This is a genomic window from Novosphingobium sp. KCTC 2891 (genome assembly GCF_025938155.1).
GTDB lineage: Bacteria > Pseudomonadota > Alphaproteobacteria > Sphingomonadales > Sphingomonadaceae > Novosphingobium.
Map to the genome: position 1 here is coordinate 23737 of NZ_JAPCZG010000004.1, position 26158 is coordinate 49894.

Genomic DNA, 26158 nt, shown 5'->3' on the forward strand with positions numbered 1-26158 from the left:
TTCCCTTATCCCGCGGCACCTTTCGCCAAGCTTAAGATGCCGCAGGACAAGGAAAAATCAGGCGTTGGGCGCGCCGCCCGAACCTTCTTCCACGCCGGTCTGGTCCGTTGCGGGACGCGATTCGAACACCTTGTCCACAAGTCCGAAGGTGCGCGCTTCGTCCGCTTCGAGGAACGTGTCGCGGTCCATCGCCTTCTCGATCTCTTCGAGCGTGCGGCCGGTGTACTTGACGTAGAGGTCGTTCATCCGCTTGCGGATGCGCAGGATCTCGCGCGCCTGGATCTCGATATCCGAGGCCATGCCGCGCGCGCCGCCCGAGGGCTGGTGGACCATGATGCGGGCGTTGGGCAGCGCGATGCGCATGCCCGGCTCGCCCGCCGCCAGCAGGAACGACCCCATCGAGGCGGCCTGGCCGATGCACACGGTCGAAACGCGCGGACGGATGTACTGCATGGTGTCATGGATCGCCATGCCCGCCGTGACGACGCCGCCCGGCGAGTTGATGTACATCGAGATGTCCTTCGACGGATTTTCCGACTCGAGGAACAGGAGCTGGGCGACGATCACCGAGGCCATGTGGTCCTCGACTTCGCCGGTCACGAAAATGATCCGTTCGCGCAGCAGGCGCGAATAGATGTCGAAGCTCCGCTCACCGCGGCTGGACTGCTCGACAACGACGGGGATCAGCGCGCCGGTGACGGGATCGGTGGTGAACTGTCCCTGAGTTCCATAAACACTAGCGCTGGAGGCGCCGAACAGGTCGAGCATGGGAATCCTCATGTGATTTGCGAAAGCCTATGTCGCGTGCCCCGAACCGATGTTCAAGGGCGTTAAGCACGCATCGGCACAATCCCGTGTATCGAAACGGCCCCATATGCCCAAACGACAACGGCCCGGCACGTGCGGAACGTGCCGGGCCGTGGGCAATGGCTGGCGCCCGCCGGGGCGGGCGCGCAGCAATCAGGCTTCTTCAGCCTTCTTCTTGGCCGGAGCCTTCTTCTTGGCAGCGGGCTTTTCCTCGCCTTCGTCGGCATCAGCAGCTTCGGCCGGAGCCTCGGCAGCAGCCTTCTTGGCCGGAGCCTTCTTCTTCGCAGCCGGCTTTTCCTCGCCTTCGTCGGCATCAGCAGCTTCGGCCGAAGCCTCGGCGGCGGCCTTCTTGGCCGGAGCCTTCTTCTTCGCGGCGGGCTTGGCTGCCGGCGCGGCGCCGTTCTCGTCCGCTTCGATCGCGGCCTGAAGCTCGTCGCGCGTCACTTCACGCTCAGCGACTTCGGCCTTGTCGAACAGGAAGTCGACGACCTTTTCCTCGTAGAGCGGCGCGCGCAGCTGGGCGGCGGCGAGCGGCTCGTTGCGCACGTATTCGAGGAAACGCTGGCGGTCTTCCTCACGGTACTGCTGCGCCGCCTGGCGGATCAGCATTTCCATTTCCTGCTGCGAGACCTGCACGCCGTTGGCCTGGCCGATTTCCGACAGGAGCAGACCGAGGCGCACGCGGCGCTCGGCGATCTTGCGGTAATCGTCCTTTTCAGCCTCGATTTCCTTCAGCGCTTCCGCCGGGTCTTCCTCGTGGCCGGCTTCATGCTCGAGCTGCTGCCAGATCTGGGCGAATTCGGCTTCCACCATCGAGGGCGGAACCGCGAAGTCGTGGCCGGCGGCCAGCTGGTCGAGCAGCGAGCGCTTCATGGCGGTGCGGGTCAGACCGGCCGTTTCCTGCTCGATCTGGCCCTTGAGGAGGCCGCGCAGCTGCTCGAGGCTTTCGAGGCCGAGCATCTTGGCGAACTCGTCGTCGGCAACGAACTCGCCCGGGTTCTTCACCGCCTTCACGGTGATGTCGAACGTGGCTTCCTTGCCCTTGAGGTTTTCGGCCGGATAGTCCTCGGGGAAAGTGACGGTGATGGTCTTCTCGTCACCCTTCTTCGCGCCGACGAGCTGCTCCTCGAAGCCGGGGATGAAACGGCCCGAACCGATTTCGAGCGTCTGGTCTTCGGCCGAACCGCCGTCGAACGCCACGCCGTCGACCTTGCCGACGAAATCGATGACCAGCTGGTCGCCATCCTTGGCCTCGGCGCCGTCCTCGGCGTCGGAGAACTTCTTCTGGCCGGACGCGATGCGCTCGACCTGCTCGTCGACCTGCTCTTCGCTGACCGGAACGACCAGGCGCTCGAGCTTGATGCCTTCGAGCGAGGGCACGGTGATCTCGGGCAGCACTTCGAGGCTGACGGTCAGCTCGGCGTCCTTGCCTTCCTCGTAGCCTTCACCCAGCGCCACGTCGGGCTGCATCGCGGGACGCAGCTTGTGGTCGGCCACAAGCTTGTCCATCGCTTCGCGGATGGAGGTGTTGAGCGCTTCCTGATGCAGGGCCGGGCCGTGCATCTTGCGCACGAGGTTGGCGGGAACCTTGCCGGCGCGGAAGCCGGGCATACGCACCTGGGGGGCAACCTTCTTGACTTCACCTTCGATTCGCGAGGCGATGTCCGCCGCCGCGATGGTCACGGTGTAGGCGCGCTTCAGGCCCTCGTTGCTGGTTTCGACGATCTGCATCCTGATCCATCTTTCTCGTATGACGTCGCGTCATTTGAAAACGGAGCCGGCCTTGGCGGCTCTGGTGCGGGCGAAGGGACTCGAACCCCCACATCTTGCGATACTGGAACCTAAATCCAGCGCGTCTACCAGTTCCGCCACGCCCGCGTCCGGCGAAAAGCGAAGCGCGCCCCTATCGCACGGGGCGGAAAAGGGCAAGCGTCGTTGGACCGGTGCGGGGTTGACGCGAGGAAACGCGCGAGGAACCGTGCTATGTTCCCGGCCGTTCAGCCGATTGCCGGCACCCGAGAAGGAGAGACGATGGCCACGCAACCAGACACACCCCAGCCCGACCGCATAGATCCGCAGTCCCCGCCCGAAGCCCCACCCCAACCCTTTCCCGCCGAAGAACCCGGCGGTCAGCCCGGCGAGGTCGAGCCGGTCGGGCCGGACACGATCGACCCGGGCAGCCCGCAGGAAACCCCCTCCCTGCCGGACTGAAGGCTTCAGCGCGCCAGTCGCGCGAGGGCGATCAACCAGCCCTCGCGCGCGGCGGCAGTTCCGCGATCCGGCGCGGAAAGACCGGCACATTCAAGGCAATAGGCCTGCGCACCCTCGCCCCCCATCAGGCGGCCGAGGTCGGCGGCAAGGCGGTCGGCCAGCGCCAGCTGGCGGCGCGAGACAAGCGCGGCGATATCGTGCGCGCGTGCCTGGCTTTCGTCGGCATTGGTGCCCGCCATCTGTTCGAGCAGGCTCTGGAACGGGTCCCGCGCCGCGCCCAGCCAGACCGGGTGCCACGCTTCCACTTTCGCCAGCTTGGCAGCGTAAGCCAGCGCATCCTCGATCCCGCCGAACTGGTCGACCAGCCCAAGCTGACGAGCGGTGCCGCCATCCCAGATGCGCCCCTGCGCAATCGCATCGACCTGCGCCGGGGTCTTGCCCCGCGATTTGGCGACGAGCCCGACGAAGCGGCCGTAGATGTTCTCGACCTCGTTCTGGGTCACAGCTTCGGCCTGCGGGGTCAGCCCGCCGAGAATGTCCGGCTGCCCCGACAGCGGCGTGGTGCGGACGCCGTCGGTGGTCACGCCCAGCTTGGCGAGTGCATCCTCGAAGCTTGGAATGACCGCAAACACGCCGATCGAGCCAGTGATCGTGGCTGGTTCGGCAAAGATTCGGTCAGCGGGGGTGGAGACCCAGTAGCCGCCGCTGGCCGCAAGGCTGCCCATCGAGACGACGACCGGCACCTTGCGCTGCTTCATGCGCTCGATCGCGGCGCGGATACGTTCGGCGGCCAGCACCGAACCACCCGGCGAATCGACCCGCACCACCAGCGCCGCGTAGTTGCCCCGCGTCGCCGCCTCGTCGATCAGGTCGGCAATGCGATCGCCTCCCGCTGCGCCCGGCCCGGCGTCCCCGTCGACGATGTTGCCCGCCACGGTGACGACCGCGATCGCCTTGCCACCAGTCGGCTCTGGCCGGTCAGCGAGATAGGCACCCAGCTTGGTCGCGCGGAACGCGCCGTCCGAGCCGGCAGGGTCCGCGCCCACGATCTCCGCCACGCGGCGGCCGAAGGCCACCTTGTCCCCGATGCGATCGACCAGCCCGGCCTTGACCGCCGCCTGCGCCGCGTCCCCGCCCGAGGCGGCGAGCCACTTGACCGGATCGGTGGTGACGGGGACGAGGTCCGCCTTGGGCCGGGCCTTCTTCACGTCGGCCTGCCAATCCTCCCACAGCGCGGAATAGACGGCGCGGAGCGCGTCCTTCGCCTCGGGCGAGGCATCGCCGCGCATGAACGGTTCGACCGCGCTCTTGTAGGTGCCGACCTTGAAGATGTGCGCTTTCACCTGGAGCCGGTCCAGCAGCGCCTTGTAATAGAGCTGCGTGCCGCCAGGCCCCATCACGGCAACCCCGCCGACGGGATCGACCCATGCCTCGCTGGCGTGGGCCGCCAGTTGCACGCTGTCGTCGGTGTAGAGCACCGCGCGGACCAGCACCGGCTTCTTCGCGCTGCGCACCTTGTCCATCGCCGCGCCGATACGCGACAGCGCAACCTGGCTGCCGCCGCCGAAGTCCTGCAGATCGAGCACCACGGCCTTGATCCGCTCATCGCCAGCGGCTCCCTCGATCGCGCGGACAAGGTCGCGCGTCTGGTATTCGCGGTGCGGCCGGTCCTGAGAAAACAGCAGCGAGGTGGGATCGAGCCGCGTCCGCTCCTCCACAACCGGGCCATCCAGCGGCAGGTAGAGCGCGCCTTCATGCACCATCCCCGGCGTCGGCCGCAGCGTCAGCAGCGCATAGAGCGCCCAAAAGAACAGCAACAGGAGCAGGAGGACGAGGCCATCCTTGATCGCGACGAGGATTTTCCAGACCGAGCGGGCAAAGTTCATGGGGGATATCTACGGGGCGCCGGCCTTTCTTGCCACCCCAAAGGCTTGAGCGGCGGGGCGCACCGGATTAGGGCGTGGTATTCGATGCAACCATCGAACCCCACCCCCGCCGAACCCCGCCGAACCGGCCGCTATCCCGAAGGCGGCCTCGCCTTCGTGCACCGCGACCTGACCGGCATTGCCCAGCTTGCCCGGCACGAAATTCTCTACCTGCTCGACGAAGCCGAGCAGTGGGTCGAGCTGAACCGCCAGCCACACAAGCGGGCCGAAGTCCTGTCCGGCCTGACCATCATCAACGCCTTCTTCGAGAATTCCACCCGCACGCTGCTGTCGTTCGAGATCGCGGGCAAGCGGCTGGGAGCAGACGTGGTCAACATGCACGCCGCCACCAGCAGCGTGAAGAAGGGCGAGACGCTGATCGACACGGCGATGACGCTCAACGCCATGCGCGCCGACGCCATCGTGATCCGCCACGGCAGTTCGGGCGCGGTGCGGCTGATCGCCGAAATGGTCGATTGCCCGGTTCTCAACGCAGGCGATGGCCAGCACGAGCACCCCACCCAGGCGCTGCTCGATGCGCTGACCATCCGCCAGGCGCTGGGACTGGCGCCGGGCAGCGATCTCAACGGGCTGAAAGTCACCATCTGCGGCGACATCCTGCATAGCCGCGTGGCGCGCTCGAACATCCTCAGCCTGACGGCGCTGGGCGCCGACATCCGCGTCTGCGCGCCGCCCGCGCTGATGCCCGCCGAAATCGAGGCCATGGGCGTTCAGCCGTTCCACGATTTCGACGCCGCTCTGAAGGGCGCGAACATCGTCATGATGCTCCGGCTCCAGCAGGAGCGGATGCAGGGCCAGTTCATCCCCTCCCCGCGCGAATACCGGCACTTGTACGGGCTGACTCTCGACCGGCTGGCCAAGGCCGAGCCGGACGCGCTGGTGATGCACCCTGGCCCGATGAACCGTGGGGTCGAAATCGACAGCCAGGTGGCCGATCATCCCAGCCGCAGCCTGATCACCCGGCAGGTCGAAAGCGGCGTCGCCATCCGCATGGCCTGCCTTGACGTGCTGACCCGCCGCGCACGCCGCCTGCCCGGCTGGACCGAGATCGAAGGAACCCGCGCATGATCCCCTGCCCCCTGACCATCACAGGCGGTCGGCTGGTCCTGCCCTCGGGCGCACCCGTTCCCGGTGCCGTGCGCTGCGCCGATGGCCACATCGTCGCCGTGGGCGCCGACGTGGTGCCGCAGAACGGCGATCAGGTGGTCGATGCCAAGGGCGCGCTGATCGCGCCCGGCCTTGTCGATCTGGGCGTGTTCTCGGTCGACAAGCCTGCGTTCCATTTCGGCGGAATCACCCGCGCCGCCCTGATGCCCGATCAGGGACCGCCGCTCGATCATCCGGCGCGCGTGCGGTTCGCCGCGCAGTCGGGCAAGCCTGACATGTGGGTTCACCCGCTGGCCGCCGCGACGCTCGGGCTGGAGGGCACGCACCTCGCCGAGCTCGCCCTGATGCGCGATGCGGGCGCGCGCGCGGTCGCCACCGGGCGCCAGTGGATCGGCGATTCGGGCGTGATGCTGCGTCTGCTGTCCTATTGCGCGATGCTCGGCCTTGTCGTCGTGACGCACGCGGAGGACGCCGGAATCACTGGCAGCGCGGTGGCCACGGCGGGCGAAATGGCGACCCGACTGGGCCTGCCCTCCGCGCCGGCCGAAGCCGAGGCGCTGGCCGTGGCACGCGACATCGCGCTGGCCGAGCTGTCCGGCGCGCATGTCCATTTCCGGCAGGTGACCACGGCGCGCGCGCTGGATCTGGTGCGGGCGGCGAAGGCGAAGGGCATTCGCGTCACTGCCGGGGTCACGCCCGCGCACTTCATGCTCTCGGACCTTGAACTGGCGGACTTCAGGACGTTCTGCCGGATGTCGCCGCCGCTGCGGCCCGATGCGGATCGCAAGGCCGTGATCGCCGCGATTGCCGACGGCACGATCGACGTGATTTCGTCAGGCCACGATCCCCGTGGACCCGAAGACAAGCGCCTGCCCTTCGCCGATGCGGAGCCGGGCATGGCGGGCGCGGAAACGCTGCTGCCGCTCACGCTTACGCTGGTACGCGACGGGCATATCGACATGGCGCGCGCCTTCGCGCTGCTCGCCGCCAATCCGGCGAAGCTGCTGGGCGTGGCGGCTGGCCGGCTGGAAACTGGCGCGGAAGCTGACATCGCGCTGGTCGATCCGGAACGGCCGTGGATCGTCAAGACCGACAAGATGGCAGCCAGCGCGGGCAACACCCCGTTCGACCGGCGCCCGGTGGAGGGGCGCGTGCTGGGCCTGTTCAAGGGCGGCGCGCGGATCGACTGACCGCAACAAGGCTGAGCCAAAGAAAAGGCCGGGCATGTGCCCGGCCTTGAGGTGGTTCGTCAGGGTATCGTAACGCTTACTCAACGCCGCCGGGCGAAACGGGTTTCCACCGCAGTTCCGGGAATCGCATTTTGTGGCGATGCCATCACCAGGCACGCCCCGCCCTTGGCCTTCACCGTGCCGCACATCGTGCTGGCGGCGCCGTAGCCGGCGAAGCCCGCCGCCTGGACGCGCCAGAACTGGTGCCCGCGCACCGAGACCTGCGTGATCACACTGCGATGCGCGGCGAGCGCGGGGTTCTTCGCTGCAAAATGTCGCCATGCGCGCTGCGCGCCGACCGAGGTCGAGAACGCGCCAAGCTGGACCAGATGGCTCCCGCCGCCAACCGAAGTGGCAGCAACCGCAGCGGGCCGGACCCGCGCGGCGGGAGCGGCAGCGCGCGCTGAGTAGGAACCAGCGAGCCGGTAAGGCTGCGGGGCCGCTGCGGGACGCGCGGAGGAAAGATTGTCGACCGCGGCCAGCACGCCTTGCGGCGCTTGCGAGGCATCGGCCACCGCGGGGGCGGGTGCCGCAGGCTCAGCCACAGGTGGCAGTTCCTGCGCAGCGGCCTGCGCCAGCGCAGGAGCTTCGACCGAAGGCGCGGCCACGGGCTGCGCCGCAGCCTGTTGCTGCAGCTGGGCTTCGGGGAAATTGGCGAGGGCCAGTGCCTGCGGCTGGCCTGAATCCATGCGCACCGGCGCGCCAAGCAGCGTGGCCACGCGGGTACGGACATCCGAAGGACGCGCCATCAGCAGCCACTGCTGAAGCCGGCCGTCGAGCTGCTCGGCCGGCACGTCCTGCGCCGCCATCACGCGCGCCTGTCGCCACTGGCCTGCCAGCGCATAGGCATAGGCAAGGTTCTGGCGCAGCTTCGGCGTGTTGTCGCCTGTCCGCAGCGCGTCGGTCAGCACCGTCACGCCCTGCGCGGCGCGCCCCGCCATCGCCAGCGCGAGTCCGTAGTCGGACGCAGGGATCGAATCGCGATAAGTGTCCAGCGTGTCGATCGCGGTGCCCATCCGGCCCATCGCGATGTCCGCCAGCGCCAGGCTGAGCGCGGCCTTGCCGCTGTCTTCGCCCAGCTGCATCGCCTCGTCATAGGCCTGATGCGCCGATTCGAACCGCCCCGCGCGGAGATAGGAATTGCCCAGCAAGGTGCGATAGGCAGGGTTGCGCGGATCGGAGAGGACCGCCTGCTCGGCCAGCGAGACCGCCTTTTCCACCCGGCCGCTCGCCATCGCCGCGTCGGCGCCGGCGACAAGGCGCGAGGGGCGCGGGCCCGACGCCGTGCAGCCAGCCAGCAGGCCGGCCGCGAGCGCGGTCGAAACGCAGAGCCGCATGGTGCGGTTGAAGCTGTTCGGTTCGGCTCGACTGGTCATGGTTCTGGTCTTCTCTCGAGAGTCAGTTTCGGCGGGCGCGCCGGGCAAGATCGTCGATGCCGGGAATGGCATCCAGGAACTGGTCGAGCGCTTCCAGCACGACGTGCTGCGCGCTGCGGTCTTCCAGCGTGCATGCCAGTCGGAGGCGCAAGTGGCGTTCGGCATCGAGGCGCAGGGTAAACGCGGCCTTGCGCCCTTCCTTGAGCGCCGAACCCTTGCGCCGCGAAGGACGCGGCGCGGCAACGGTTTCCTCGGCGGCGATTCGCGCGGCCATTTCGGCCTTGCGGTTGATCACCCCGGCCAGCGATTCGATCTGTCGCAGCACTTCAGGCCGACTGGCTTCTTCTGCCGCCAGCGGCGTCACGTCGGGCGTGATCGGCACGACGGGCGGGGCCGGGGCCATGGTCTCCATCGGCGAATCGAACGATTCGGCGGGGAAATCCTCGCCCATGTCGTTCCAGCCAAGGTCTTCCTGCGCCAGCGGCTCATATTGGACGTAGCCGCCACCGCCGCCAAGCGCGACGCGGCTCTGTTCCTCGAAGGCAAGCGACTGCAACTGCGGGCGCATCGCCGGGCGCGCCGCGCCCTTGCGGGCGAGCAGGCCCGACGTCAGCGATGCGAAGGACTTGGCGTCGCTCATCCCGCCTCTCCCTTAAGAGCCGATCACACGGCGGCCGAAGCCGCCCATCGGCCGGGGTGCGCCCGACATGACCGCCGGCGCGACGGCCGGCTGCGGCACGGCGAACACGGTGCGGCGGAAGTTCTTCTCGAGTCGCTCAGAGACGTACGTCCACAGCGCGGTTACCTCCTGCGCCGACTTTCCGCGCGGATCGACTTCCATCACCGTCCGGCCATCGATCATCGAGGCGGCAAAATCGGTGCGGTGGTGCAGCGTGACCGGGGCGACGGTGCCATGCTGCGACAGCGCAACAGCTGCCTCGGACGTGATTCGCGCCTTCGGAGTCGCGGCGTTGACCACGAAGATCAGCGGCTTGCCGGCGCGTTCGCACAGATCGACCGTGGCCCCCACGGCGCGAAGGTCATGCGGGCTGGGCCGCGTCGGCACTACGATAAGCTCGGAAACCGCGATCACAGACTGGATCGCCATGGTGATGGCGGGCGGCGTATCGATCACCGCCAGTTTGAAGCCCTGCTGGCGCAAAACCGCCAGATCGCTGGCAAGCCGGGCCACCGTGGTCTGGGCAAAGGCCGGGAATTCGGCCTCGCGCTCGTTCCACCAGTCGGACAGCGAGCCTTGCGGGTCGATGTCGATCAGCACGACCGGGCCGGCGCCGGCGCGCTGCGCCTGAACGGCGAGATGTCCGGACAAGGTCGTCTTGCCGGACCCACCTTTCTGCGAAGCCAATGCCAGTACGCGCAATGTATCCCCCTGGAAGCCTGTGCGGTTTCACCCTTGGGGATCGCAGAACAGGTTGAAATATTGGTTAACACCGGCTCCCCCGCGCGCTGCCCGTTCGGTGACGGAGCGCCGCGAAGTGCCATGCCGAGCTGTCAAGGCTTTGCTAACGCCTCGTTGACTATAGGCTGCCTTGAAAAGGGACGCCTTTTGCGCCGTTCCCCGCCGCGCGGGGACATGACGGACAGGGCAACCCACACTACCATGCGCCGGGCCGGCTCGCCCGGTGGCCTATTGTCCAAGGGATCGACGGCTCATGCGTGCCACGGCTGTCCTCGTTTCGTGTCTGATCGGCGCCAGCACTCTGGCGTCCCCCGCGCTGGCCGATGTCCGCGCCGGCGTCGATGCGTGGTCGCGCGGCGACTACACCCGCGCCATCCGCGAATGGCAGGGCGCCGCCGCCAAGGGTGATCCCGACGCGCAGTTCAACATGGCGCAGGCCTACAAGCTCGGACGCGGCGTGACTCCGGATCTCAAGCGCGCCGAGGAACTCTACCGCGCCGCCGCCGAGCAGGGCCATGCCCGCGCTGCGGACAACTACGGGCTGCTGCTGTTCCAGACCGAACGCCAGCGCGAGGCGATGCCGTGGCTGGAGCAGTCCGCCCTGCGCGGCGAACCGCGCGCGCAGTACCTTGTCGGCATCGCCGCGTTCAACGGCGACTATGCGCCCAAGGACTGGATCCGCGCCTATGCGCTGATGACCCGCGCGGCGGCGACCGGGCTGCCGCAAGCGGTAAGCGGCCTAGCGGTGATGAACCAGGCGATCCCGCTCCAGCAGCGCCAGCTCGGCACGTCGCTGGCGGGCGATCTGGACCGCCGGGCGGAGCAGGCGCGCGCCACCCAGCTTGGCGCCGCCGACCTTGGCGCAATGCGGCCGCCGCTTGCCGGCGCGCCGCTGCCAACCCCGGCCCCCTCGGTCTCGGCACCAGTTGCCAGCCCGGCCTACACGCACGATCCATCGCGGCCAGTCGCCACCGGCGCCGACTATGCATCCCCGGTCACGCTGCCGCCCCGCGCGCGGCGGCCATCGGCTGCGGGAATCACGCCTGCCGCGATATCCACAGCCGCGCCGGCACCCCGCCCGGCCAAGCCCTCTGCAACCGGACCGTGGCGCGTGCAGCTTGGCGCGTTCGGCCAGAAGGCGAACGCCGACGCGCTGTGGGCGCGGGTGCGCACGCGGCCGGAAATCGCCGGCCATGCGCGGATCGACCTCAGCAGCGGCGGCGTCACGCGCCTCCAGGCCGGCGGCTACGCCAGCGAGGGCGAGGCGGCCCGCGCCTGCGCCGCGCTCAAGGCTGGCGGGGCATCGTGCCTGGTGGTAAAGCCGTGAGCGCTTGAGCGCCGCGGCCCCGATCCCTTCTTCTCCCAATCGCATCGCCGCGCTTGATTTCGTGCGCGGCGTCGCCGTGCTCGGCATTCTCGCCATCAACATCACCGGGTTCTGGGGCCCTAGCCTGGCCTCGTTCAGCCCTGCCCTGCCCCACGCCGACCCGGGCGGGGTGGGGTGGTTCGCGCTGTCGTTCGTGGTGTTCGAGGGCAAGATGCGGGCGCTGTTCACGTTGCTGTTCGGCGCCAGCATGATGTTGTTCGTGGAAGCGACCGAACGGCGCGGCTTCAACCCCGATGCGATGCAGGCGCGCCGCCTGCTGTGGCTCGCCGTGTTCGGCTATGCTCACTACCTGCTGCTGTGGTGGGGGGATATCCTGTTTCCCTACGCGCTCTGCGGCCTGGCCGCACTGGCCCTGCGCCGGCTGGATCCCGCCGCGCTGGTGGTGATCGGGCTGACCCTGTTCACCGTCAGCCACGGCATGGACAGCCTGGGCGACCTGGCCGGCATCGCCGCCGAACAGCGCGTGCTGTCGGGTCACGGCACACCGGCAGAGGTGGCAGAGCAAGCCGGGATGATGGCGCGCATCGCCGCGTCGATCGCGGACGACACCCGCATCCTTGACGCGGGCTTCATCGAGGCAATCCGGCTGCGGCTGTCCATCGCACCCTTCCTGCCGTTCTCGACTACGCTGTCGACGCTGACGGAAACCCTGCCGCTGATGCTGATCGGCATGGCGCTGCACCGATCGGGCTTCTTTGCCGGCGCATGGAGCGAGCGCGCGCTGCGCCGCGTGGCGGCCTGCGGCATCGGCACGGGCGGCGCGATCACGCTGGCGTTGCTCGCATGGCTGTGGATGCACGGTTTCCCGCCGCGCGCGATGTTCGCGGCGATGGGCGATCTGTCCGCGCTGCCCCACTTGCTGATGGCGCTAGGTTATGCCGCGCTACTGATGCTGCTCTGGCCAAAGCTGGCGCAACTCGGAGCGGGGCGGCGGCTGGCGGCGGCGGGCCGCTGTGCCTTCACCAACTACCTGGGCACGACCGTGCTGATGGCGGGGTTCTTTTCCGGCTGGGGCCTGGGGCTGGGTCCGGACCTGCCGCGCGCATGGCTGCCCGCTTTCGTCCTGCTTGGCTGGGCCGCGATGCTCGCCTGGCCGGAATGGTGGCTGGCCCGATTCGCGCAAGGACCTCTGGAAGCCGCGTGGCGGCGGCTCACATGGCTGGGCGCGGCGCGCTAACCCGCGTCCGCCTGTGCGTGCCGGGGGGTGAGGATCAGCACGCCTTCTTCCACCCGCCAGCCCTTGAGCCGCGAAAGGAAGTTCATGCCCAGCACGTTGAGGCCGCCGGTCGTTCCGGTGACGATGGCATCCATGTCGCGCGCCACGATCGAGCCGAAGCGCACTTCGCCAATCCGCGCCATCTGCGCCTCGGTCGCGCCATTGGCGGTGCGGACCACCACCGGCAGGCGCAACGGGTCGGGCTCTATGCCGGCATCGGTAGCGACTTCGGACGAGATCGCGGTCAGCGTGGCGCCGGTATCGACCATGAAACGCTGGCGCGTGCCGTTGACCTTCGCCTCGATCCAGTAGTGCCCGTCCGCCGACAGCGGCACGCGCGTTTCGCCGCCCTCCACGGTCTGCGTGGGCATGGCCATGTTGGCGGCGAGCGAATCGAAGGTCGGATCCAGCCGCACGAAGCGCAGCGCGGCGAGCAGGAACACCGCCACCAGCATCAGGTTGCCGGCCACCCCCAGCGCGCGGGCGCTGCCGGGAGAAAAGCGCCGCAGACCGCCGCCCACCAGCGTCAGCGCGATTGCCGCGACGGCCGCGAGCAGCAGTGGCGGTGCGCTGCCAAGCCACGGCCCCATCGTCTTGAAACTGCCCAAAAGCTCGTCCATTCGCGCATATTGCACGAACAACCTTGCCGTGGGCTGAAATCGCGGCATGGACACGCGCGAAAGGGAACGTCGCCGCGTTCTCCGGGTTCAGGCCCAAAGGTCCCCACATCGATGCTGCTTTCGATTTCCGCCCGCCTCGCCTGGCACCTTGCCGCGCCTTGCGACCTCCTGCTCCAGATCGAAGTCGCTTCCTCGGCCGACCAGAACGTCCTTGAAAGCGACCTGAAGTGCACAGACGCCGCCCATTTCGTGCGCGTGGAGGCACTGGATGGCGTCGGCGAGCGGATCTGGATCCATCACGAGGGCGACTTCGCCGCACACTACCGCGCGAAGGTGGACATCGTCCGCCAGGCGCCCGACCTTTTCGCGATGAACATCAGCCCGCTGCACCGCCTTCCCGGCGCGGCCGTGCCTTACCTGATGGATTCGCGCTATTGCCCCGCCAGCCGCTTCGGCCCCTTCGTCGACGAGCAATTCGGCGCGCTGCCTGGCGGCGCGAAAGTGCGCGCGATGCACGACTGGATCGCCGAGCATTACCGCTATGTCCCCGGCTCCAGCGACGCGGCGACGACGGCGATCGACAGTTTCCTCGAACGCCGGGGCGTGTGCCGCGATTTTGCGCACACCCTGATCTGCTTCGCGCGGGCTGCGGCCATTCCGGCGCGGTTCGCCAGCGGATACGGCGCGGCAGTGAAGCCGCAGGATTTCCACGCGCTTGCCGAACTGTGGCTGGTGGATGAACAGGGCGTCGGCGCATGGATCGCCGTGGACCCGACCGGGATGGCAAGCGCGGACGACTTCGCACGGATCGCGGTGGGGCGGGATGCGGCGGATACCAGCTTTCTCACCAGCTACGGCTATGCCGAACTCCGCGCCATGGAGATCGAGGTGACGCGGGGATGATCGGCGCGGCTTAACCACATTCCTTCACGCCTTGCGGGTGCGGCGTCCCTTGGCGGGACGGGGCCTGCATGCCTCTCGCGCAAACAACGGTTTACGCTATGTTGTGCGTGAAAGGACCGACCTAACCATGCCCCGCCCCAGCCCCTTCGCGCGATTCCGCAAGCATCCGCTGCGTGCGACCGGCGGCTTTGTGGCGATCTCGCTGGCGTCGATGCTGGCGTTCCATGTCGGACACGATGCGGCGCAGCTGCTGTTCGGCCAGGGGCAGGCCGAAGCCGCCCCGGCCGAACGGCTGGCCCCGGTGCCCGCGAAGGCACCCGCCGCGCCGCCGGTGGACAGCCCGTTCGTGGTGAAATCGGTGTTGAAGATCGATGGCCCGATCAAGTTCGGCCAGTTCTACTGGGACGAAAGCAAGGCCGCGCCGGGACCGCTGGTGATGACGGTCGATCTGGAAGCACGGACCCTGTCCGTGTTTCGCGGCGGGCACGAGATCGGCGCGACCGCAATTCTCAAGGGTTATGGCGACAAGCCGACCCCGACGGGCATCTTCCCGATCACCCAGAAGGACGCGGACCACGTCTCATCGACCTACGAAGCGCCGATGCCCTACATGATGCGCCTGACCCCTGACGGTGTCTCGATCCACGGCAGCAAGGTGCAGAAGGGCTATGCCACCAACGGCTGCGTGGGCGTGCCCGAGGAATTCGCCCGCCGCCTGTTCGACGTGGCGCAGCTGGGCGACAAGGTGATCATCACCGACGGAAAGCGGATCGGGGTTGGCGATCCGATCATCGCCAACCCCGACCACGCTTCCTGATCTATCGGGCCTGAAGCCCGACGACCTCAGCGCGGGGCCATGCGGATCGCGCCATCGAGGCGGATGCATTGCCCGTTGAAATAGGTGTTGCGCACCAGTTCGAGCGCGAGGCTGGCATATTCCTCAGGCTTGCCGAGCCGCTTCGGGAACGGGACGGAGGCGTTGAGGCTGGCCTTCACGTTTTCCGGCAGACGGCCCAGCAGCGGCGTTTCGAAAATGCCCGGCATGATCGAATTGACCCGGATGCCGAGGTCCATAAGGTCGCGCGCCATCGGCAGGACCAGGCCGTTCACGCCCGCCTTCAGCGAACCGTAGGCGACCTGCCCGATCTGCGCGTCCTGCGCCGCGACCGAGGCCGTCAGCGTGATGACACCGCGCTCGCCGTCCTCCAGCGGTTCAAGCCCCGCCATGCCGAGCGCCGAAAGCGAAGCGACGCGGTAGCTGGCGACGAGGATGCCTTCGGCGGCGAAGGCATAGTCCTCGGTCGAGAGGCGGACGAATTCGCCCGTCTCGCGGTTGCGGCTGATGGTCTTGCCCTTGCGGCTGGCCATGGCGCAGTGGACGGTGATCCGCTCCTGCCCATGCGCGGCGCGCGCCTTGGCGAAGCCGGCCACGACCGAATCCTCGCTCATGATGTCAACCTTGCAGAACAGGCCGCCGATGGCATCGGCGACCTCCTGCCCGGCGTCTTCGTTGAGATCGAAGATCGCGACTTTCGCCCCCGCAGCCGCGAGCGCCTCGACCGTGGCGCGGCCAAGGCCGGAAGCGCCACCGGTGACGACGGCACTCGTGTCCGCAGCGATCTTCACGCGAGGAAGCCCATCAGGCGCTGCTTCACGATGTCTTCCGCCTCGGCCATGATCCGGTCGATCAGCACCTGACAGGTCGGGATGTCGTGGATCAGGCCCTGGATCATGCCTGCGGTCCAGATGCCGTGATCGGGATCGCCGGTTTCCAGGCCTTCCTTGCCGCGCGTGCCCTTCACCAGGTGCGCGATCGATTCGAACGGCTCGCCCGAACGCTCGATCGCGACGGCTTCGACCGCGACCTTGTTCTTCGCGACGCGCGCGGTGTTCTTGTACGAACGGAACAGCAGTTCGGTGGCGCGCTCGTCATTGTCGACCATCGCCTGCTTGATGCCCTGGTGGATCGGCGCTTCGACCGTGGCGCAAAAGCGGGTGCCCATGTTGATGCCTTCGGCACCGAGCGCCAGCGCCGCGACGAGGCCGCGTCCGTCACCGAAGCCGCCCGAGGCGAGCATCGGGATCTTCACCTTGTCGGCCGCAGCCGGGATCAGGATCAGGCCCGGGATATCGTCCTCGCCGGGGTGGCCCGCGCATTCGAAGCCGTCGATGGAGATGGCATCGACGCCCATGCGTTCAGCCGAAAGCGCGTGACGGACCGCGGTGCACTTGTGGATCACCTTGATCCCGTGCTCCTTGAAGTGGTCGACATGCTCCTGCGGCTTGTAGCCGGCCGTCTCGACGATCTTGATGCCCGAATCGATGATCGCCTGCCGGTATTCGGCATAGGGCGGCGGGTTGATCGACGGCAGGATGGTGAGGTTCACGCCGAACGGCTTGTCGGTCAGCGTGCGGCAACGGTCGATCTCGGCGCGCAGCGCGTCCGGCGTCGGCTGGGTCAGCGCGGTGATGATGCCAAGGCCGCCGGCGTTGGAAACCGCCGCCGCGAGGTCGGCCGTGCCGACCCACATCATGCCGCCCTGCACGATCGGGTGCTCGATGCCGAGCATTTCGGTGATCCGGGTCTTGAAAGCCATTTCCCTCTCCAACATTTGTTTAACCGAACGATTAAACAGAAAAGGGAGGGCTGTGCAAGCGCCTTGGCACTGACCCCGTGCTAAAGCACGTCGAACCCCTCGCCCAACCCGGCGCGCAGCTTGTCGAGCGCCTGCGCCTTCAGCTGGTGGACGCGCGGAACGCTGACCTGCAACACTTCGGCGATCTCGGCAAGGTTCAGTTCCTCCACGAAATATAGCTGGATCACCATCATCAGCCGTTCGGGCAGGCCGGCAATGGCCGAAGCGACATGGCCGCGCATTTCCTGATCGGCCAGCATGGCGAAACTATCGGGCCGATCATCGGCGAAAGCGCTGTCGCTGTCGGAATAAGCATCGTCGATCGCTTCGATTCGCACCGGCTCGGCCGCGGCGCGCAGATCCGCGAGATTGCCCAGCCCGATTCCCAGCGCTTCGGCCAGTTCGGCCTCGGTCGGCGCGCGGCCCAGCGTGGTCTGGAGGGCCGAGGTCGCATCGCGCAGCGTGCGCCGGCGATCGGACGCGGAGCGCGACAGCGGGCTGGTGCGGCGGACAAGATCGACCATCGCGCCGCGGACCCGCAGCTTCGCATAGGCGGCGAACCCGTCCTCGGTCGGCCCGGAATGCTTCTGGGAACACTCGGTGAGCGCAACCAGCCCGGCCTGGACAAGATCGTCCAGTTCGATGCCCGACCGGCCGGAGCCGTGAACGTGCCAGGCGAGGCGGCGCACCATCGGCAGGAAGCGTCGGATACGGTCGGCGGTATCATCGCGATAGGCGCGCGATGCGGCAAAACTGCGGTAATCATGTTTCATGCGGCAAGTCCTTGCGGGTGCGGCATCGCGGAATGGGCGGGTGCGGGCAGTGCAGGCGGAGGCGGCGCCTCGCCGATGACCGAGACGACCTCGATCGGCTGCGACGGCGGCAGTTCGGAAATGGAGATCACGAGGCAGCCCGGCGCCCGCAGTCTGAGCAGCCCGGCCAGCGCACGGCGCGCGCGCGGCTGCACCACCAGCGCCAGCGGCAACGCGCCGGGGCCGCGTTCGGCAGCGATTTCGGCCACGCGATCGCCGATGGCGCGCGCCAGGTCCGGCTCGATCACCGGTTGCCCGGTGACCGGATCGTGCATGCCCTGCACGATCATCTGCTCCAGCCCGCCTTCGAGCGTGAGCACCGGAAGGCGCTGGTCGGGCGGGCAGATCCGGGCGACGATCATCGCCCCCAGATCAGCGCGCAGGATATCGACCAGCCGGTCGTGCTCGGTGGTCTGGAGAACCGCCTGCCCCAGTGCCGACAGGATCGGCAGCGGGTGCGCCACGCTGATCCCGTCCTCAAGCAGGGCGTGGAACAGCCGGGTGATCGCGCCCAGCGACAGCGGGCTGGGATGGATCGTCTCGACCAGACCGGCAGCGCGCTCACGCACGCCGTCGAGGATGGCACGGACTTCATCGGGGCCGAGCAGAAGCTGCGGACGTTCGCCGAGCAACTGGTTGAGATGCGTGGCGACGACCGTGCTGGCGTCCACGGTGAGGAAGCCTTCGGCAATGGCATGGTCGCGCTGCGCCGGTTCGATCCACAGCGCGGGGCAGCCGAAGCTGGGATCGCGGGTCTCCTCGCCGCGCAGGCCGTGGTCCTCGCGCGCTTCGCCGGCGTCGATCGCCAGCACGCGGTCAGCCCGGATCGCGGCGCCGCCCAGCATCACCCCGCCCAGCAGGATGCGGTAATCGTTGGGCGGCAGCTCGAGTGAATCGCGCACGCGGAACTGCGGCACGACGAAGCCGAACGCCTGGCTGAGCTGCTTGCGCACGCCGGTGATGCGCGCGACCAGCGGCGAGCCGCGCCGTTCGTCGACCAGATGGATCAGGCCGTAACCCAGCTCGATGGTGACGAGCGTGTGGTCGCTGACATCCTCGAGCGTGATGCGCGAGGGATCGATCGGCGGCGTCTCCTCGATCATGGGCGCAACCCTGAGCCGGTCCGCCCGCTGTTTGAGGCTCCACCACAGCCAGCCGGCAAGGCCCGCGGCCGGCAGGAACACCGTCTGCGGCATGGCGGGGATCGCCCCCACCGCGCCCAGGATCACCGCCACCGGCAACCAGGTGTTGGGATTGGAGAACTGGCCACCGATCTGGCCGGCAAGGTCGCGCGTGTCGGTCACGCGGGTGACGATGACGGCCGCGGCGATCGACAGCAGCAGCGAAGGCACCTGCGCCACCAGTGCGTCGCCCACCGCCAGCGTGATGTAGCGCTGTGCGGCATCGCCGGCGCTCAGCCCGTGGCTGATCATGCCCAGGCAGAAGCCGGCGATGATGTTGACGCCCAGGATCAGCAGCGCGGCGACCGCATCGCCCTTCACGAACTTGCTGGCACCGTCCATCGAACCGTAGAAATCGGCTTCGGTGGAAACTTCGCGCCGGCGCGTCTTGGCTTCATCGGCGGTGACGAGGCCTGCGGCCAGATCGGCGTCGATCGCCATCTGCTTGCCGGGCAGCGCATCGAGCGTGAAGCGCGCGGACACTTCCGACACGCGGCCCGCGCCCTTGGTCACGACGACCATGTTGATGATCATCAGGATGAGGAACACGAACAGCCCGACCGCGAAATTGCCGCCGATCAGGAACTCGCCGAAGCTCTCGATCACGTGGCCCGCCGCCGCGCCGCCCTCGTGCCCGTGGACCAGCACGACGCGGGTCGAGGCGACGTTGAGCGACAGGCGCAGCAGCGTGGCGAACAGCAGGACGCTGGGAAACGAGGAGAAGTCCAGCGGCTTGGCCGCGTTCATCGCCGCCATCAGGATCGCCACCGAAAGCGCGATGTTGAGGACGAAGAACACGTCGAGCATGAAGGAGGGGATCGGCACGATCATCAGCACGATGAGCGTGAGGATGCCGGCCGGGAGCGCCAGGGCTCCCACGTTGCTGCCGAAACGCTTCATCATGGCTTAGAGACCATATGCGCGCAGGCGCCCATAGGCGGCGCGCACGTGTTCGGGCGCGGTGCCGCCCTCGGTCACGCCGAAGGTATCGCGCAGCATGTCGGACATGGAGCCGGAGGCGCCCGTGACGCCGGGAAGCGGCTCTGCGGCGGCAGCGCGAAATTCGCGCGCGACCGGGCCGCCCCAGCTCGGCTCCTCCGCGCCTGCCCGCGCCAGAGGCACCGGCAGGTAGTCCATGGAGGGTGCCATGCCGTAGGCCGGCATGAACGTGCCGCCACCCGGCAGGCCGTTTGCCGCGTCCGGCATGGCCGCCGCCAGCTTGCCGCGCATCAGGTCCATGACCTCGCCCACGCTGCGCGCGCCGCCGGGACCGAAGAAGATCGAACGGTTGGCGGCGGCGGCCTTGGGCAGGATGGCGGCAGCGGATTGCGACGGATCGAAATCGAGCGCGGAGAGGAAGCGCGCTGATCCTTCGGCGCCAAGGAAATGCGCCATGTAGAGTTCGGCGCTGTCCGGCTCCCGCCCGAGGCTTCCCACAAGGTAGCCGCGGTTGTCGTTGGCGAGTTCGCCCGCCATCAGCGCGGAAACCTGCGGGTCGCGGCGCAAGGCCATAAGCTGCGAGCGGACCTGCGGATCACGCGCGGCGCCGGTCTGGATCGCGTCGGACGCCCAGCCGATGCCATGTTCGGCAGCGTGGCGACCCAGCGTGCGCATCCACGTGGCATCGGTGAACTGGTAGAGCCCGGTGGCGCTGGACGTGCGCGCCTGCGCCTGCGGATCGAGGCCGGATTCGAGCCGGGCCTGTGCCAGCAGGTAATCGAAATCGACCCCGGTGGCTTCGGCGGCGCGGGCGATCGCCGCGTGGATTTCCGCCGGCCTTCCGGCACCGGGCACGGACTGGACTGAACTCACGCAATTCCCTTTCCATCGCTCCGCCTGGGAGCGCTCGGAAAGGGATCAGCAAGGGCCGTGCCAAATGCGGCGACCCCGATGCGAAATCAGCGCGGGCGACCGATCCGGGCCGGCGCGGCATGGGCGCGGTAGAGCGCGGGCTGGCCGGTCATGGCATCAAGCCGGGCCGCGACATTGGCGGCGATCAGGTTGCGCACGCGGCGGTTCGATTCGTTGATGCGGCGCGCGGCATCGAGCAGCCCGCGGCATTCGTCATCGACCACATCGACCGGAGCGGTATCGATCCGGCCGCAGAGCGCGTTCTTGTCGACCGCGCAGCCCATGATGGCATCGACATCGAGCCCGGCAAGCGCGTGCCGTTCCTCTTCGAGCACGGCAAGCATCTGCCGCAGCGTGTCGCGCAGTTCCAGGGGACGCGCGATGGGATTGATCGACATCGCCATTATTGGGGATTCCTCAACAGCATTCCGGCCGCGATCATCGCGTCGGCGATCCGGGTGGGGATGACCGGGTAGTGGCCATCCTCGATGGCGCGGCGGATCTTGGCGACCCGCTCCGCGTCGACAGGTGCATCGCCGGCCTTGACCGCATCGCTGGTTTCCACCTGCGGCGCGGCACTGGCCGATTGCGCGGTGGCGGCCTTGACGGGTTCGGCAGACGGGGCGGCCGGAGCCACGACGGTCTTGGCCTGAACCGCACCGACCGGGCGCGATGGGCCGATTTCAATGGGTGGCATGGTTCCGCTCCTCAGCGTTCGTACAAGACTGAGAACGGCAATAACATGGCGGCGTTAAGACAGACCGGCGATTTTTTGCCGTACGTGTTAATCGACCGGCAGTTCGACGAGCCCCGGCCGCACCACGCGGGCGCGGACCGGATCGGCCTTGGCGCTCGTCCGCACGCGGATCCACGCCCCGACCGCGCCGGACTCCATCGCCTCGCCCGGCTGCGAGACCGAGAAGCCCTCGCCAGCGGCCTGAATGGTCACGCCTTCGCCGCGCACCACCGCCGGGCCGGCCGCATCCTGCCGCGCATCGGTGACGACCGGCACGAACAGGCGCCAGCCGCCCGCATCGGGACATTGCACCACCACCGTGTCACGGCCGGCGCCCCGCCACGACAGCGCGAAAGGCGCAGCACATGAGGCAAGGCGCAGTCGCCGGTCGACCGGCAGCTGGGCGCCGCCGGGCACGCCGATGGGCAAACCGGTGAACTGCGCCACCGCGGTATCGACCGCCGAAAGATCGGCAAAGCCCGCGGCATGGGCAGGCACGGCCAGCAGCGCGATGGAAGCGAGAACAGCGGCGTGTGTCGTCCCGCGCGCGATGGGGCGGCGCACGATGGGGCGGCGCAGGATGGAAGTGCAAAGACTGGTCATGAGCGCGGCTCTCTGTGCTGGGAAATTATGCCCGTAGCCAAGCAATCATCGTGCCACGGCCTGCGCATCGTAACCCAGCGTGACCGTGACGCCCGACGAATTACCCTGCTCCACCACCACGCGCGTTGCCGCGCCGCGCGGGCCGATGGCCGCGATCAGATCGCGTGCGCGGTCGAGACCGGTCACTGGATCGCCGGTATGATGCACGAGCACGGTGGCCCGCAGACGCGGATCGCTCCCCTGCTGCGCGAGCCATTCGGCCAGCGGCGGTGCGCCCGGTCCATCGGTCCACACGCCGACGGGTTCGGCACGGGGGGATGCGTGGACCGGTTGCGGCGGCGCGGGCCGGGCGTGTGCGGCCGGCGGCACTGGCGCGTCGGACAGCGCCGAGGCCGTGACCATGAACAGGATCAGCGAGAGGTCGGCCAGGATCGTCTGCCACGATGCCGAGGCGCGCGGAGTCATGCCGCCTCGTCGGAGATGGCGACCGGGTCGGGCGCGACCGGATCGCCCCCCGCCTGCTGAGGCCGCAACGGTGCGATGACGATCGGATCGACAGGCACAGCCGGATCATGATGGTGCCCGGCGTGCGGCGCGGCACCGTGGCTCCGGCCGCGATGGTGAGCTTCGGGGGAAGGACAGGCGGGCGCGACCTGCCGGGCAAGCCAGTCGATCACCTCCTGCCGTTCCTCCTCCTCCTTGCGCGACTGGCGCTCCACCGCGCGGGCCAGCGGACCGAACACGAGATTGGCGAGCAGCAGCCCATAGAGCGTGGTCAGCACCGCCATCGAGATCGCCCCCGTCAGCGCCGCGCGGGCAACGCCCTCGGCGGGAAGCTGGCTGAGCGACAGCAGCGTGCCGGCAAGGCCGAACACCGGGGCAAGATCTGCCCCCTGCGACAGGGTGCGCACGGCCGTCTCCGCCCTGGCCACGCGGCTGCGGCGATGAAATTCGTGGCGCTCGACCAGGCCGCCCACCGACCGCGTCTGGATCAGGGCGTCGGTGGCCTCGTCAAGCTCGGTATCGCCGACCATCCGGCCCCGCCCGCGCAGCACGCCGTCCTGGCGGATCTGCGCGACCAGCCCGGCCAGATCGGCGCGCGCCTGCTCGGCACGGAAGGCCGGCCGGGCGAGCTGGCCCAGCATCTCGATCGTGGTGCGGCCTTCGGCAAGCCCGCAGCGCAGCGCGGTGGCGACAAGCGTTCCGCCGACCACGACCACGGCGGCGGTTGCATCGAACAAATGGCTCAGGTCCATGGGACGGGCGTTCCTCCTCGACACGAAAGGACGCCGCGCGGAAGGCCTTTTTCAGGGGTGGGCCGAACTTTGCCGCATCCGGCAAGCGATTGCCGCATCGGACACGCGGAATCCCGGCCAAGGCCCCGCGATCGGCGATTGGCACGCCCCTTGCTGGATCGGCGGTGCAATCCAACCGGAGCCGCCCCACCACGATGAGCGACACCCTATTCGGCATACACGGCATGGCCCTCGAGCTGCGCTCGCAGCGCATGGGCCAGCTTGCCTCGAACATCGCCAATGCCGGCACCCCCGGCTACAAGGCGAAGGACATCGACTTTGCCGCCGCGCTTTCGGCTCGCACCGCCGGCGCGAGCGAGGACAAGGCCATCACCGCCGCCACGCGCTACCGCGTGCCGGTGATGCCCAGCCTTGACGGCAACACCGTCGAGATGGCGACCGAGCAGACCGCCTTTGCCGAAAACGCGGTGGGCTATTCCGCCACGCTCTCGTTCATCAAGGGCCGGGTCGAGACGATCACCCGCGCGATCAAGGGCGATTGACGATGGCTGGTCCCGTCAACCGCAACCCCATGACGCTGTTCGACGTCGCCGGCCGCGCCATGTCCGCGCAGCTCGTGCGGATGAACGCCGCCGCGTCGAACCTCGCCAACGCCGGCACTGTCGCGGCCACCGAGCAGCAGGCCTACCGCCCGCTGCGCCCGGTCTTCGCCGAACAGCTGGACCGCTCGAACGGCCTGTCCACGGTCAAGGTCGACGGCGTTTATCGCTCCGACGCCTCGCCCGTGCGCACCCACGATCCCGACCATCCGCTCGCCGACGAGAACGGCGACGTGTGGACCGCACCGGTCGATGAGAACGCCGAGATGGTCGAGATGCTCGAAAGCTCGCGCCAGTACCAGAACGTGGTCGAGGCCATGCAGACCGCCAAGCAACTGATGCTCGAAACGATGAGGATGAAGTGATGACCACGTCCGTTACCAACACGGCGGCAACCACCGCCTCCACTGCTGCGACCACTGGCGCGGCCAAGACCGCGAAAAGCAGCTGGGGCTCGCTGGGCGCCGGCGATTTCCTCAAGCTGCTGACCACGCAGCTGAACAACCAGGACCCGACCGCGCCGGTCGACAACAGCCAGATGGTCGCGCAGCTCGCGCAGTTCTCCAGCCTGTCGAACAGCACCGAGACCAATGCCACGCTGAAGACGATCTCGGACCAGCTCGCCACGCTCAACGCCAAGTTCGGCTGAGCCAGATCCCCTTCCCCGAAAGGACATCCCCATGTCGTTCTACACTTCGCTGAACGGTCTCAAGAACGCGCAGACCGATCTCAACGTGATCAGCCACAACATCGCCAACTCGGAAACCAACGGCTTCAAGAAGAGCCGCACCGAGTTTTCCGACATCGTGGCGGGCAGCGCCTTCACCAATCCCAAGCTGATCCAGGGCATCGGCGCCACCGTCACCTCGATCAGCCAGAACTTCGCGCAGGGCGCGGTCGAGCAGACCGGCTCCGCGCTCGATCTCGCGGTCAATGGCGACGGCTTCTTCACCACGGTGTCGAGCGTGACTGGCGAAACGTTCTACACCCGCAACGGCGCATTCAGCCTTGATGGCGCCGGCAACGTGCAGGACGGGTCGGACAACATCCTCCAGGTCTTCCCCACGGACACCGCGGGCAACGTCACCGGAACCACGCTGACGAACGCGCTTGTCCCTGCGACCAACGCGGCGGGCAAGCAGTTCGCCGGCCTCACCGTGGGCGAGAACGGCAACGTGACCGCGTCCTACGCAGATGGCAGCAATGTCGTCGTGGGCAAGGTCGCGCTCGCCTCGTTCATCGCGCCGACCGGTCTGAAGCAGGAAGGTTCGTCCAACTGGACCTCCACCGGCATCTCGGGCACCGCCACTTACGGCCAGCCGGCGAGCGGCCAGTACGGCGGCCTGCTGTCGGGCGCGCTTGAACGCTCGAACGTCGACATCGCCGAGGAACTGGTCGGCCTGATCACCGCGCAGCGCAATTTCCAGGCGAATGCCAAGGCGATCGATACCGCGACCCAGATCTCGCAGACCGTCATCAACCTGCGCAGCTGATCGGGGACCTGAGCCATGGACCGGCTGATCTACACCGCATATTCCGGGATGTCCGGCTCCATGGTGCGCCAGCGGGTGATCGCCAGCAACATGGCGAACGCCCAGACCGTCGGCTTCCGCGCCGAAATGCTCAATGCTCTGCCCGTCACGCTGAAAGGCCCCAGCCTGGAAGCACGGGCGATGACCGAAGGCGAAGTGCGCGGCGCCAGCATGAAGCAGGGCGCGATGATCGAGACGGGCAATCCGCTGGACATCGCGCTCAGCGGCAAGACCATGCTGGCCGTGCAGGCCGAGGACGGGACCGAAGCCTATACCCGGCGCGGCGACCTGACGATCTCGGCCACCGGGGTGATCGAGAACGGCGACGGAAGGCCGGTGATCGGCGATGGCGGCCCCGTCACGGTGCCACTGGGATCGAAAGTCTCCATCGGGCCCGACGGCTCGGTGCTGGCCGCCGATCCCGCCACCCCCGACCAGCCGCCCCAGCAGGTCGCCCGCCTGAAGATCGCCAGCACGGAAGGCTCGCAGATCCAGAAGGGGCTGGACGGCCTGTTCCGCGTGGTCGGCGGCGGCGCCCTTCCCGCCGACGAGGAGGCCAGGGTCCAGACCGGCGCGCTGGAGCAGTCCAACGTCGATCCCACCGCCATCCTTGTCGAAATGGTCGAGGCCCAGCGCCTGTTCGACATGCGGACCAAGCTGATCGCCACCGCACGCGAGGTCGACGAACACAGCGCCTCGCTGATGCGCCTTACCTGACGGAGTAGAAAAC

General features: G+C 68.2%; 29 protein-coding genes and 1 tRNA gene. 12 read left to right on the top strand and 18 right to left on the bottom strand.

Annotated elements, in window-relative coordinates; genetic code table 11:
- Positions 1-57: 57 nt before the first annotated feature.
- From clpP to OLX02_RS09035, 3 genes are all read right to left on the bottom strand, one after another.
- Positions 58-768: an ATP-dependent Clp endopeptidase proteolytic subunit ClpP gene (clpP, locus tag OLX02_RS09025; protein WP_264422744.1), complete on the bottom strand. Its 711-nt coding sequence runs from the start codon at positions 766-768 to the stop codon at positions 58-60.
- 192 nt (positions 769-960) lie between these two features.
- The gene (tig, locus tag OLX02_RS09030; RefSeq protein WP_264422118.1) at positions 961-2538 is read right to left on the bottom strand and encodes a trigger factor; all 1578 of its coding nucleotides are present in this window, start codon (positions 2536-2538) and stop codon (positions 961-963) included.
- A gap of 62 nt (positions 2539-2600) precedes the next feature.
- A tRNA-Leu gene (locus OLX02_RS09035) sits at positions 2601-2685 on the bottom strand.
- Positions 2686-2838: 153 nt separating this feature from the next.
- On the opposite strand from OLX02_RS09035, the gene OLX02_RS09040 reads away from it, so the two are divergent.
- A complete protein-coding gene (locus tag OLX02_RS09040) occupies positions 2839-3018 on the top strand; it encodes a hypothetical protein (RefSeq protein ID WP_264422119.1) in 180 nt (59 codons plus the stop codon).
- A gap of 5 nt (positions 3019-3023) precedes the next feature.
- Here OLX02_RS09040 and sppA read toward each other — a convergent pair whose 3' ends face one another.
- On the bottom strand, positions 3024-4904 hold the full coding sequence (gene sppA, locus OLX02_RS09045) for a signal peptide peptidase SppA (RefSeq protein ID WP_264422121.1): 1881 nt from the start codon (positions 4902-4904) through the stop codon (positions 3024-3026).
- Positions 4905-4988: 84 nt separating this feature from the next.
- Between sppA and OLX02_RS09050 the strand changes: the two genes are divergently transcribed.
- Both OLX02_RS09050 and OLX02_RS09055 read left to right on the top strand, forming a co-directional pair.
- Entirely contained in the window at positions 4989-6032 is a 1044-nt protein-coding gene (locus OLX02_RS09050; RefSeq protein ID WP_264422123.1) for an aspartate carbamoyltransferase catalytic subunit, read from the top strand.
- Complete coding sequence (locus OLX02_RS09055) at positions 6029-7261, top strand: dihydroorotase (RefSeq protein ID WP_264422125.1); 1233 nt, start codon at positions 6029-6031, stop codon at positions 7259-7261. Before OLX02_RS09050 ends, OLX02_RS09055 begins: the two co-directional genes overlap by 4 nt.
- Positions 7262-7341: 80 nt before the next feature.
- Here the strand turns inward: OLX02_RS09055 and OLX02_RS09060 are convergent, their stop codons facing one another.
- The 3 genes from OLX02_RS09060 to OLX02_RS09070 are packed head-to-tail and all read right to left on the bottom strand — an operon-like array spanning position 7342 to position 10057.
- Positions 7342-8676: a tetratricopeptide repeat protein gene (locus OLX02_RS09060; protein WP_264422127.1), complete on the bottom strand. Its 1335-nt coding sequence runs from the start codon at positions 8674-8676 to the stop codon at positions 7342-7344.
- A gap of 22 nt (positions 8677-8698) precedes the next feature.
- Entirely contained in the window at positions 8699-9316 is a 618-nt protein-coding gene (locus tag OLX02_RS09065) for a hypothetical protein (protein ID WP_264422129.1), read from the bottom strand.
- Positions 9317-9328: 12 nt separating this feature from the next.
- The gene (locus OLX02_RS09070; protein ID WP_264422131.1) at positions 9329-10057 is read right to left on the bottom strand and encodes a ParA family protein; all 729 of its coding nucleotides are present in this window, start codon (positions 10055-10057) and stop codon (positions 9329-9331) included.
- A gap of 292 nt (positions 10058-10349) precedes the next feature.
- Between OLX02_RS09070 and OLX02_RS09075 the strand changes: the two genes are divergently transcribed.
- On the top strand, positions 10350-11423 hold the full coding sequence (locus OLX02_RS09075) for an SPOR domain-containing protein (RefSeq protein WP_264422133.1): 1074 nt from the start codon (positions 10350-10352) through the stop codon (positions 11421-11423).
- A 4-nt stretch (positions 11424-11427) separates the two neighbouring features.
- Positions 11428-12660, top strand: a complete 1233-nt coding sequence (locus OLX02_RS09080) for a DUF418 domain-containing protein (RefSeq protein ID WP_264422135.1) — start codon at positions 11428-11430, stop codon at positions 12658-12660.
- Here the strand turns inward: OLX02_RS09080 and OLX02_RS09085 are convergent.
- A complete protein-coding gene (locus tag OLX02_RS09085; RefSeq protein WP_264422137.1) occupies positions 12657-13319 on the bottom strand; it encodes a TIGR02281 family clan AA aspartic protease in 663 nt (220 codons plus the stop codon). The genes OLX02_RS09080 and OLX02_RS09085 overlap by 4 nt on opposite strands.
- A gap of 111 nt (positions 13320-13430) precedes the next feature.
- Between OLX02_RS09085 and OLX02_RS09090 the strand changes: the two genes are divergently transcribed.
- Together OLX02_RS09090 and OLX02_RS09095 are read left to right on the top strand one after the other, a co-directional pair.
- Positions 13431-14222, top strand: a complete 792-nt coding sequence (locus tag OLX02_RS09090; RefSeq protein WP_264422139.1) for a transglutaminase-like domain-containing protein — start codon at positions 13431-13433, stop codon at positions 14220-14222.
- A gap of 127 nt (positions 14223-14349) precedes the next feature.
- Positions 14350-15039, top strand: coding sequence for a L,D-transpeptidase family protein (locus tag OLX02_RS09095; protein ID WP_264422140.1), 690 nt, complete (start codon positions 14350-14352; stop codon positions 15037-15039).
- A 26-nt stretch (positions 15040-15065) separates the two neighbouring features.
- On the opposite strand, the gene OLX02_RS09100 is transcribed toward OLX02_RS09095, so the two are convergent.
- From OLX02_RS09100 to OLX02_RS09145, 10 genes are all read right to left on the bottom strand, one after another.
- A complete protein-coding gene (locus OLX02_RS09100; protein WP_264422141.1) occupies positions 15066-15848 on the bottom strand; it encodes an SDR family oxidoreductase in 783 nt (260 codons plus the stop codon).
- On the bottom strand, positions 15845-16819 hold the full coding sequence (locus OLX02_RS09105; protein WP_413630139.1) for an NAD(P)H-dependent flavin oxidoreductase: 975 nt from the start codon (positions 16817-16819) through the stop codon (positions 15845-15847). The genes OLX02_RS09100 and OLX02_RS09105 overlap by 4 nt, the downstream gene beginning before the upstream one ends.
- 80 nt (positions 16820-16899) lie before the next feature.
- Positions 16900-17631 (bottom strand): sigma-70 family RNA polymerase sigma factor, encoded by a 732-nt coding sequence (locus OLX02_RS09110; protein WP_264422144.1) that lies wholly within the window; start codon positions 17629-17631, stop codon positions 16900-16902.
- Positions 17628-19754, bottom strand: a complete 2127-nt coding sequence (locus OLX02_RS09115; RefSeq protein ID WP_264422146.1) for a flagellar biosynthesis protein FlhA — start codon at positions 19752-19754, stop codon at positions 17628-17630. The genes OLX02_RS09110 and OLX02_RS09115 overlap by 4 nt, the downstream gene beginning before the upstream one ends.
- A gap of 3 nt (positions 19755-19757) precedes the next feature.
- Entirely contained in the window at positions 19758-20663 is a 906-nt protein-coding gene (locus OLX02_RS09120) for a transglycosylase SLT domain-containing protein (protein WP_264422147.1), read from the bottom strand.
- A gap of 86 nt (positions 20664-20749) precedes the next feature.
- Positions 20750-21106 carry a flagellar protein FlgN gene (locus tag OLX02_RS09125; RefSeq protein ID WP_264422148.1) on the bottom strand — a complete coding sequence of 119 codons (357 nt, stop codon included), beginning with the start codon at positions 21104-21106 and terminating at the stop codon, positions 20750-20752.
- A complete protein-coding gene (flgM, locus tag OLX02_RS09130; protein ID WP_264422150.1) occupies positions 21106-21399 on the bottom strand; it encodes a flagellar biosynthesis anti-sigma factor FlgM in 294 nt (97 codons plus the stop codon). Before flgM ends, OLX02_RS09125 begins: the two co-directional genes overlap by 1 nt.
- Positions 21400-21486: 87 nt before the next feature.
- Positions 21487-22041, bottom strand: coding sequence for a flagella basal body P-ring formation protein FlgA (locus OLX02_RS09135; RefSeq protein ID WP_264422152.1), 555 nt, complete (start codon positions 22039-22041; stop codon positions 21487-21489).
- A 45-nt stretch (positions 22042-22086) separates the two neighbouring features.
- On the bottom strand, positions 22087-22506 hold the full coding sequence (locus OLX02_RS09140) for a hypothetical protein (RefSeq protein ID WP_264422154.1): 420 nt from the start codon (positions 22504-22506) through the stop codon (positions 22087-22089).
- Positions 22503-23297 carry a MotA/TolQ/ExbB proton channel family protein gene (locus OLX02_RS09145; RefSeq protein ID WP_264422156.1) on the bottom strand — a complete coding sequence of 265 codons (795 nt, stop codon included), beginning with the start codon at positions 23295-23297 and terminating at the stop codon, positions 22503-22505. Before OLX02_RS09145 ends, OLX02_RS09140 begins: the two co-directional genes overlap by 4 nt.
- Positions 23298-23491: 194 nt before the next feature.
- Here OLX02_RS09145 and flgB point away from each other — a divergent pair, with 194 nt between their 5' ends.
- The 5 genes from flgB to OLX02_RS09170 are packed head-to-tail and all read left to right on the top strand — an operon-like array spanning position 23492 to position 26145.
- Positions 23492-23839, top strand: coding sequence for a flagellar basal body rod protein FlgB (gene flgB / locus OLX02_RS09150; protein ID WP_264422158.1), 348 nt, complete (start codon positions 23492-23494; stop codon positions 23837-23839).
- Between the two features lie 29 nt (positions 23840-23868).
- On the top strand, positions 23869-24261 hold the full coding sequence (gene flgC, locus OLX02_RS09155; RefSeq protein WP_413630183.1) for a flagellar basal body rod protein FlgC: 393 nt from the start codon (positions 23869-23871) through the stop codon (positions 24259-24261).
- Positions 24261-24545, top strand: coding sequence for a flagellar hook assembly protein FlgD (locus OLX02_RS09160; protein WP_264422160.1), 285 nt, complete (start codon positions 24261-24263; stop codon positions 24543-24545). Before flgC ends, OLX02_RS09160 begins: the two co-directional genes overlap by 1 nt.
- Before the next feature lie 31 nt (positions 24546-24576).
- Positions 24577-25389 (top strand): flagellar hook basal-body protein, encoded by an 813-nt coding sequence (locus tag OLX02_RS09165; RefSeq protein ID WP_264422161.1) that lies wholly within the window; start codon positions 24577-24579, stop codon positions 25387-25389.
- Positions 25390-25404: 15 nt separating this feature from the next.
- Positions 25405-26145, top strand: coding sequence for a flagellar basal body rod protein FlgF (locus OLX02_RS09170; protein ID WP_264422163.1), 741 nt, complete (start codon positions 25405-25407; stop codon positions 26143-26145).
- Positions 26146-26158: the final 13 nt, after the last annotated feature.

Bases quoted from the DNA above. Each gene is read 5' to 3' on its own strand.
- clpP (WP_264422744.1), bottom strand. From the start codon at position 768: ATGCTCGACCTGTTCGGCGCCTCCAGCGCTAGTGTTTATGGAACTCAG.
- tig (WP_264422118.1), bottom strand. From the start codon at position 2,538: ATGCAGATCGTCGAAACCAGCAACGAGGGCCTGAAGCGCGCCTACACC.
- OLX02_RS09040 (WP_264422119.1), top strand. From the start codon at position 2,839: ATGGCCACGCAACCAGACACACCCCAGCCCGACCGCATAGATCCGCAG.
- sppA (WP_264422121.1), bottom strand. From the start codon at position 4,904: ATGAACTTTGCCCGCTCGGTCTGGAAAATCCTCGTCGCGATCAAGGAT.
- OLX02_RS09050 (WP_264422123.1), top strand. From the start codon at position 4,989: ATGCAACCATCGAACCCCACCCCCGCCGAACCCCGCCGAACCGGCCGC.
- OLX02_RS09055 (WP_264422125.1), top strand. From the start codon at position 6,029: ATGATCCCCTGCCCCCTGACCATCACAGGCGGTCGGCTGGTCCTGCCC.
- OLX02_RS09060 (WP_264422127.1), bottom strand. From the start codon at position 8,676: ATGACCAGTCGAGCCGAACCGAACAGCTTCAACCGCACCATGCGGCTC.
- OLX02_RS09065 (WP_264422129.1), bottom strand. From the start codon at position 9,316: ATGAGCGACGCCAAGTCCTTCGCATCGCTGACGTCGGGCCTGCTCGCC.
- OLX02_RS09075 (WP_264422133.1), top strand. From the start codon at position 10,350: ATGCGTGCCACGGCTGTCCTCGTTTCGTGTCTGATCGGCGCCAGCACT.
- OLX02_RS09085 (WP_264422137.1), bottom strand. From the start codon at position 13,319: ATGGACGAGCTTTTGGGCAGTTTCAAGACGATGGGGCCGTGGCTTGGC.
- OLX02_RS09090 (WP_264422139.1), top strand. From the start codon at position 13,431: ATGCTGCTTTCGATTTCCGCCCGCCTCGCCTGGCACCTTGCCGCGCCT.
- OLX02_RS09095 (WP_264422140.1), top strand. From the start codon at position 14,350: ATGCCCCGCCCCAGCCCCTTCGCGCGATTCCGCAAGCATCCGCTGCGT.
- OLX02_RS09105 (WP_413630139.1), bottom strand. From the start codon at position 16,819: ATGGCTTTCAAGACCCGGATCACCGAAATGCTCGGCATCGAGCACCCG.
- OLX02_RS09110 (WP_264422144.1), bottom strand. From the start codon at position 17,631: ATGAAACATGATTACCGCAGTTTTGCCGCATCGCGCGCCTATCGCGAT.
- OLX02_RS09115 (WP_264422146.1), bottom strand. From the start codon at position 19,754: ATGATGAAGCGTTTCGGCAGCAACGTGGGAGCCCTGGCGCTCCCGGCC.
- OLX02_RS09125 (WP_264422148.1), bottom strand. From the start codon at position 21,106: ATGGCGATGTCGATCAATCCCATCGCGCGTCCCCTGGAACTGCGCGAC.
- flgM (WP_264422150.1), bottom strand. From the start codon at position 21,399: ATGCCACCCATTGAAATCGGCCCATCGCGCCCGGTCGGTGCGGTTCAG.
- OLX02_RS09135 (WP_264422152.1), bottom strand. From the start codon at position 22,041: ATGACCAGTCTTTGCACTTCCATCCTGCGCCGCCCCATCGTGCGCCGC.
- OLX02_RS09140 (WP_264422154.1), bottom strand. From the start codon at position 22,506: ATGACTCCGCGCGCCTCGGCATCGTGGCAGACGATCCTGGCCGACCTC.
- OLX02_RS09145 (WP_264422156.1), bottom strand. From the start codon at position 23,297: ATGGACCTGAGCCATTTGTTCGATGCAACCGCCGCCGTGGTCGTGGTC.
- flgB (WP_264422158.1), top strand. From the start codon at position 23,492: ATGAGCGACACCCTATTCGGCATACACGGCATGGCCCTCGAGCTGCGC.
- flgC (WP_413630183.1), top strand. From the start codon at position 23,869: ATGACGCTGTTCGACGTCGCCGGCCGCGCCATGTCCGCGCAGCTCGTG.
- OLX02_RS09160 (WP_264422160.1), top strand. From the start codon at position 24,261: ATGACCACGTCCGTTACCAACACGGCGGCAACCACCGCCTCCACTGCT.
- OLX02_RS09165 (WP_264422161.1), top strand. From the start codon at position 24,577: ATGTCGTTCTACACTTCGCTGAACGGTCTCAAGAACGCGCAGACCGAT.
- OLX02_RS09170 (WP_264422163.1), top strand. From the start codon at position 25,405: ATGGACCGGCTGATCTACACCGCATATTCCGGGATGTCCGGCTCCATG.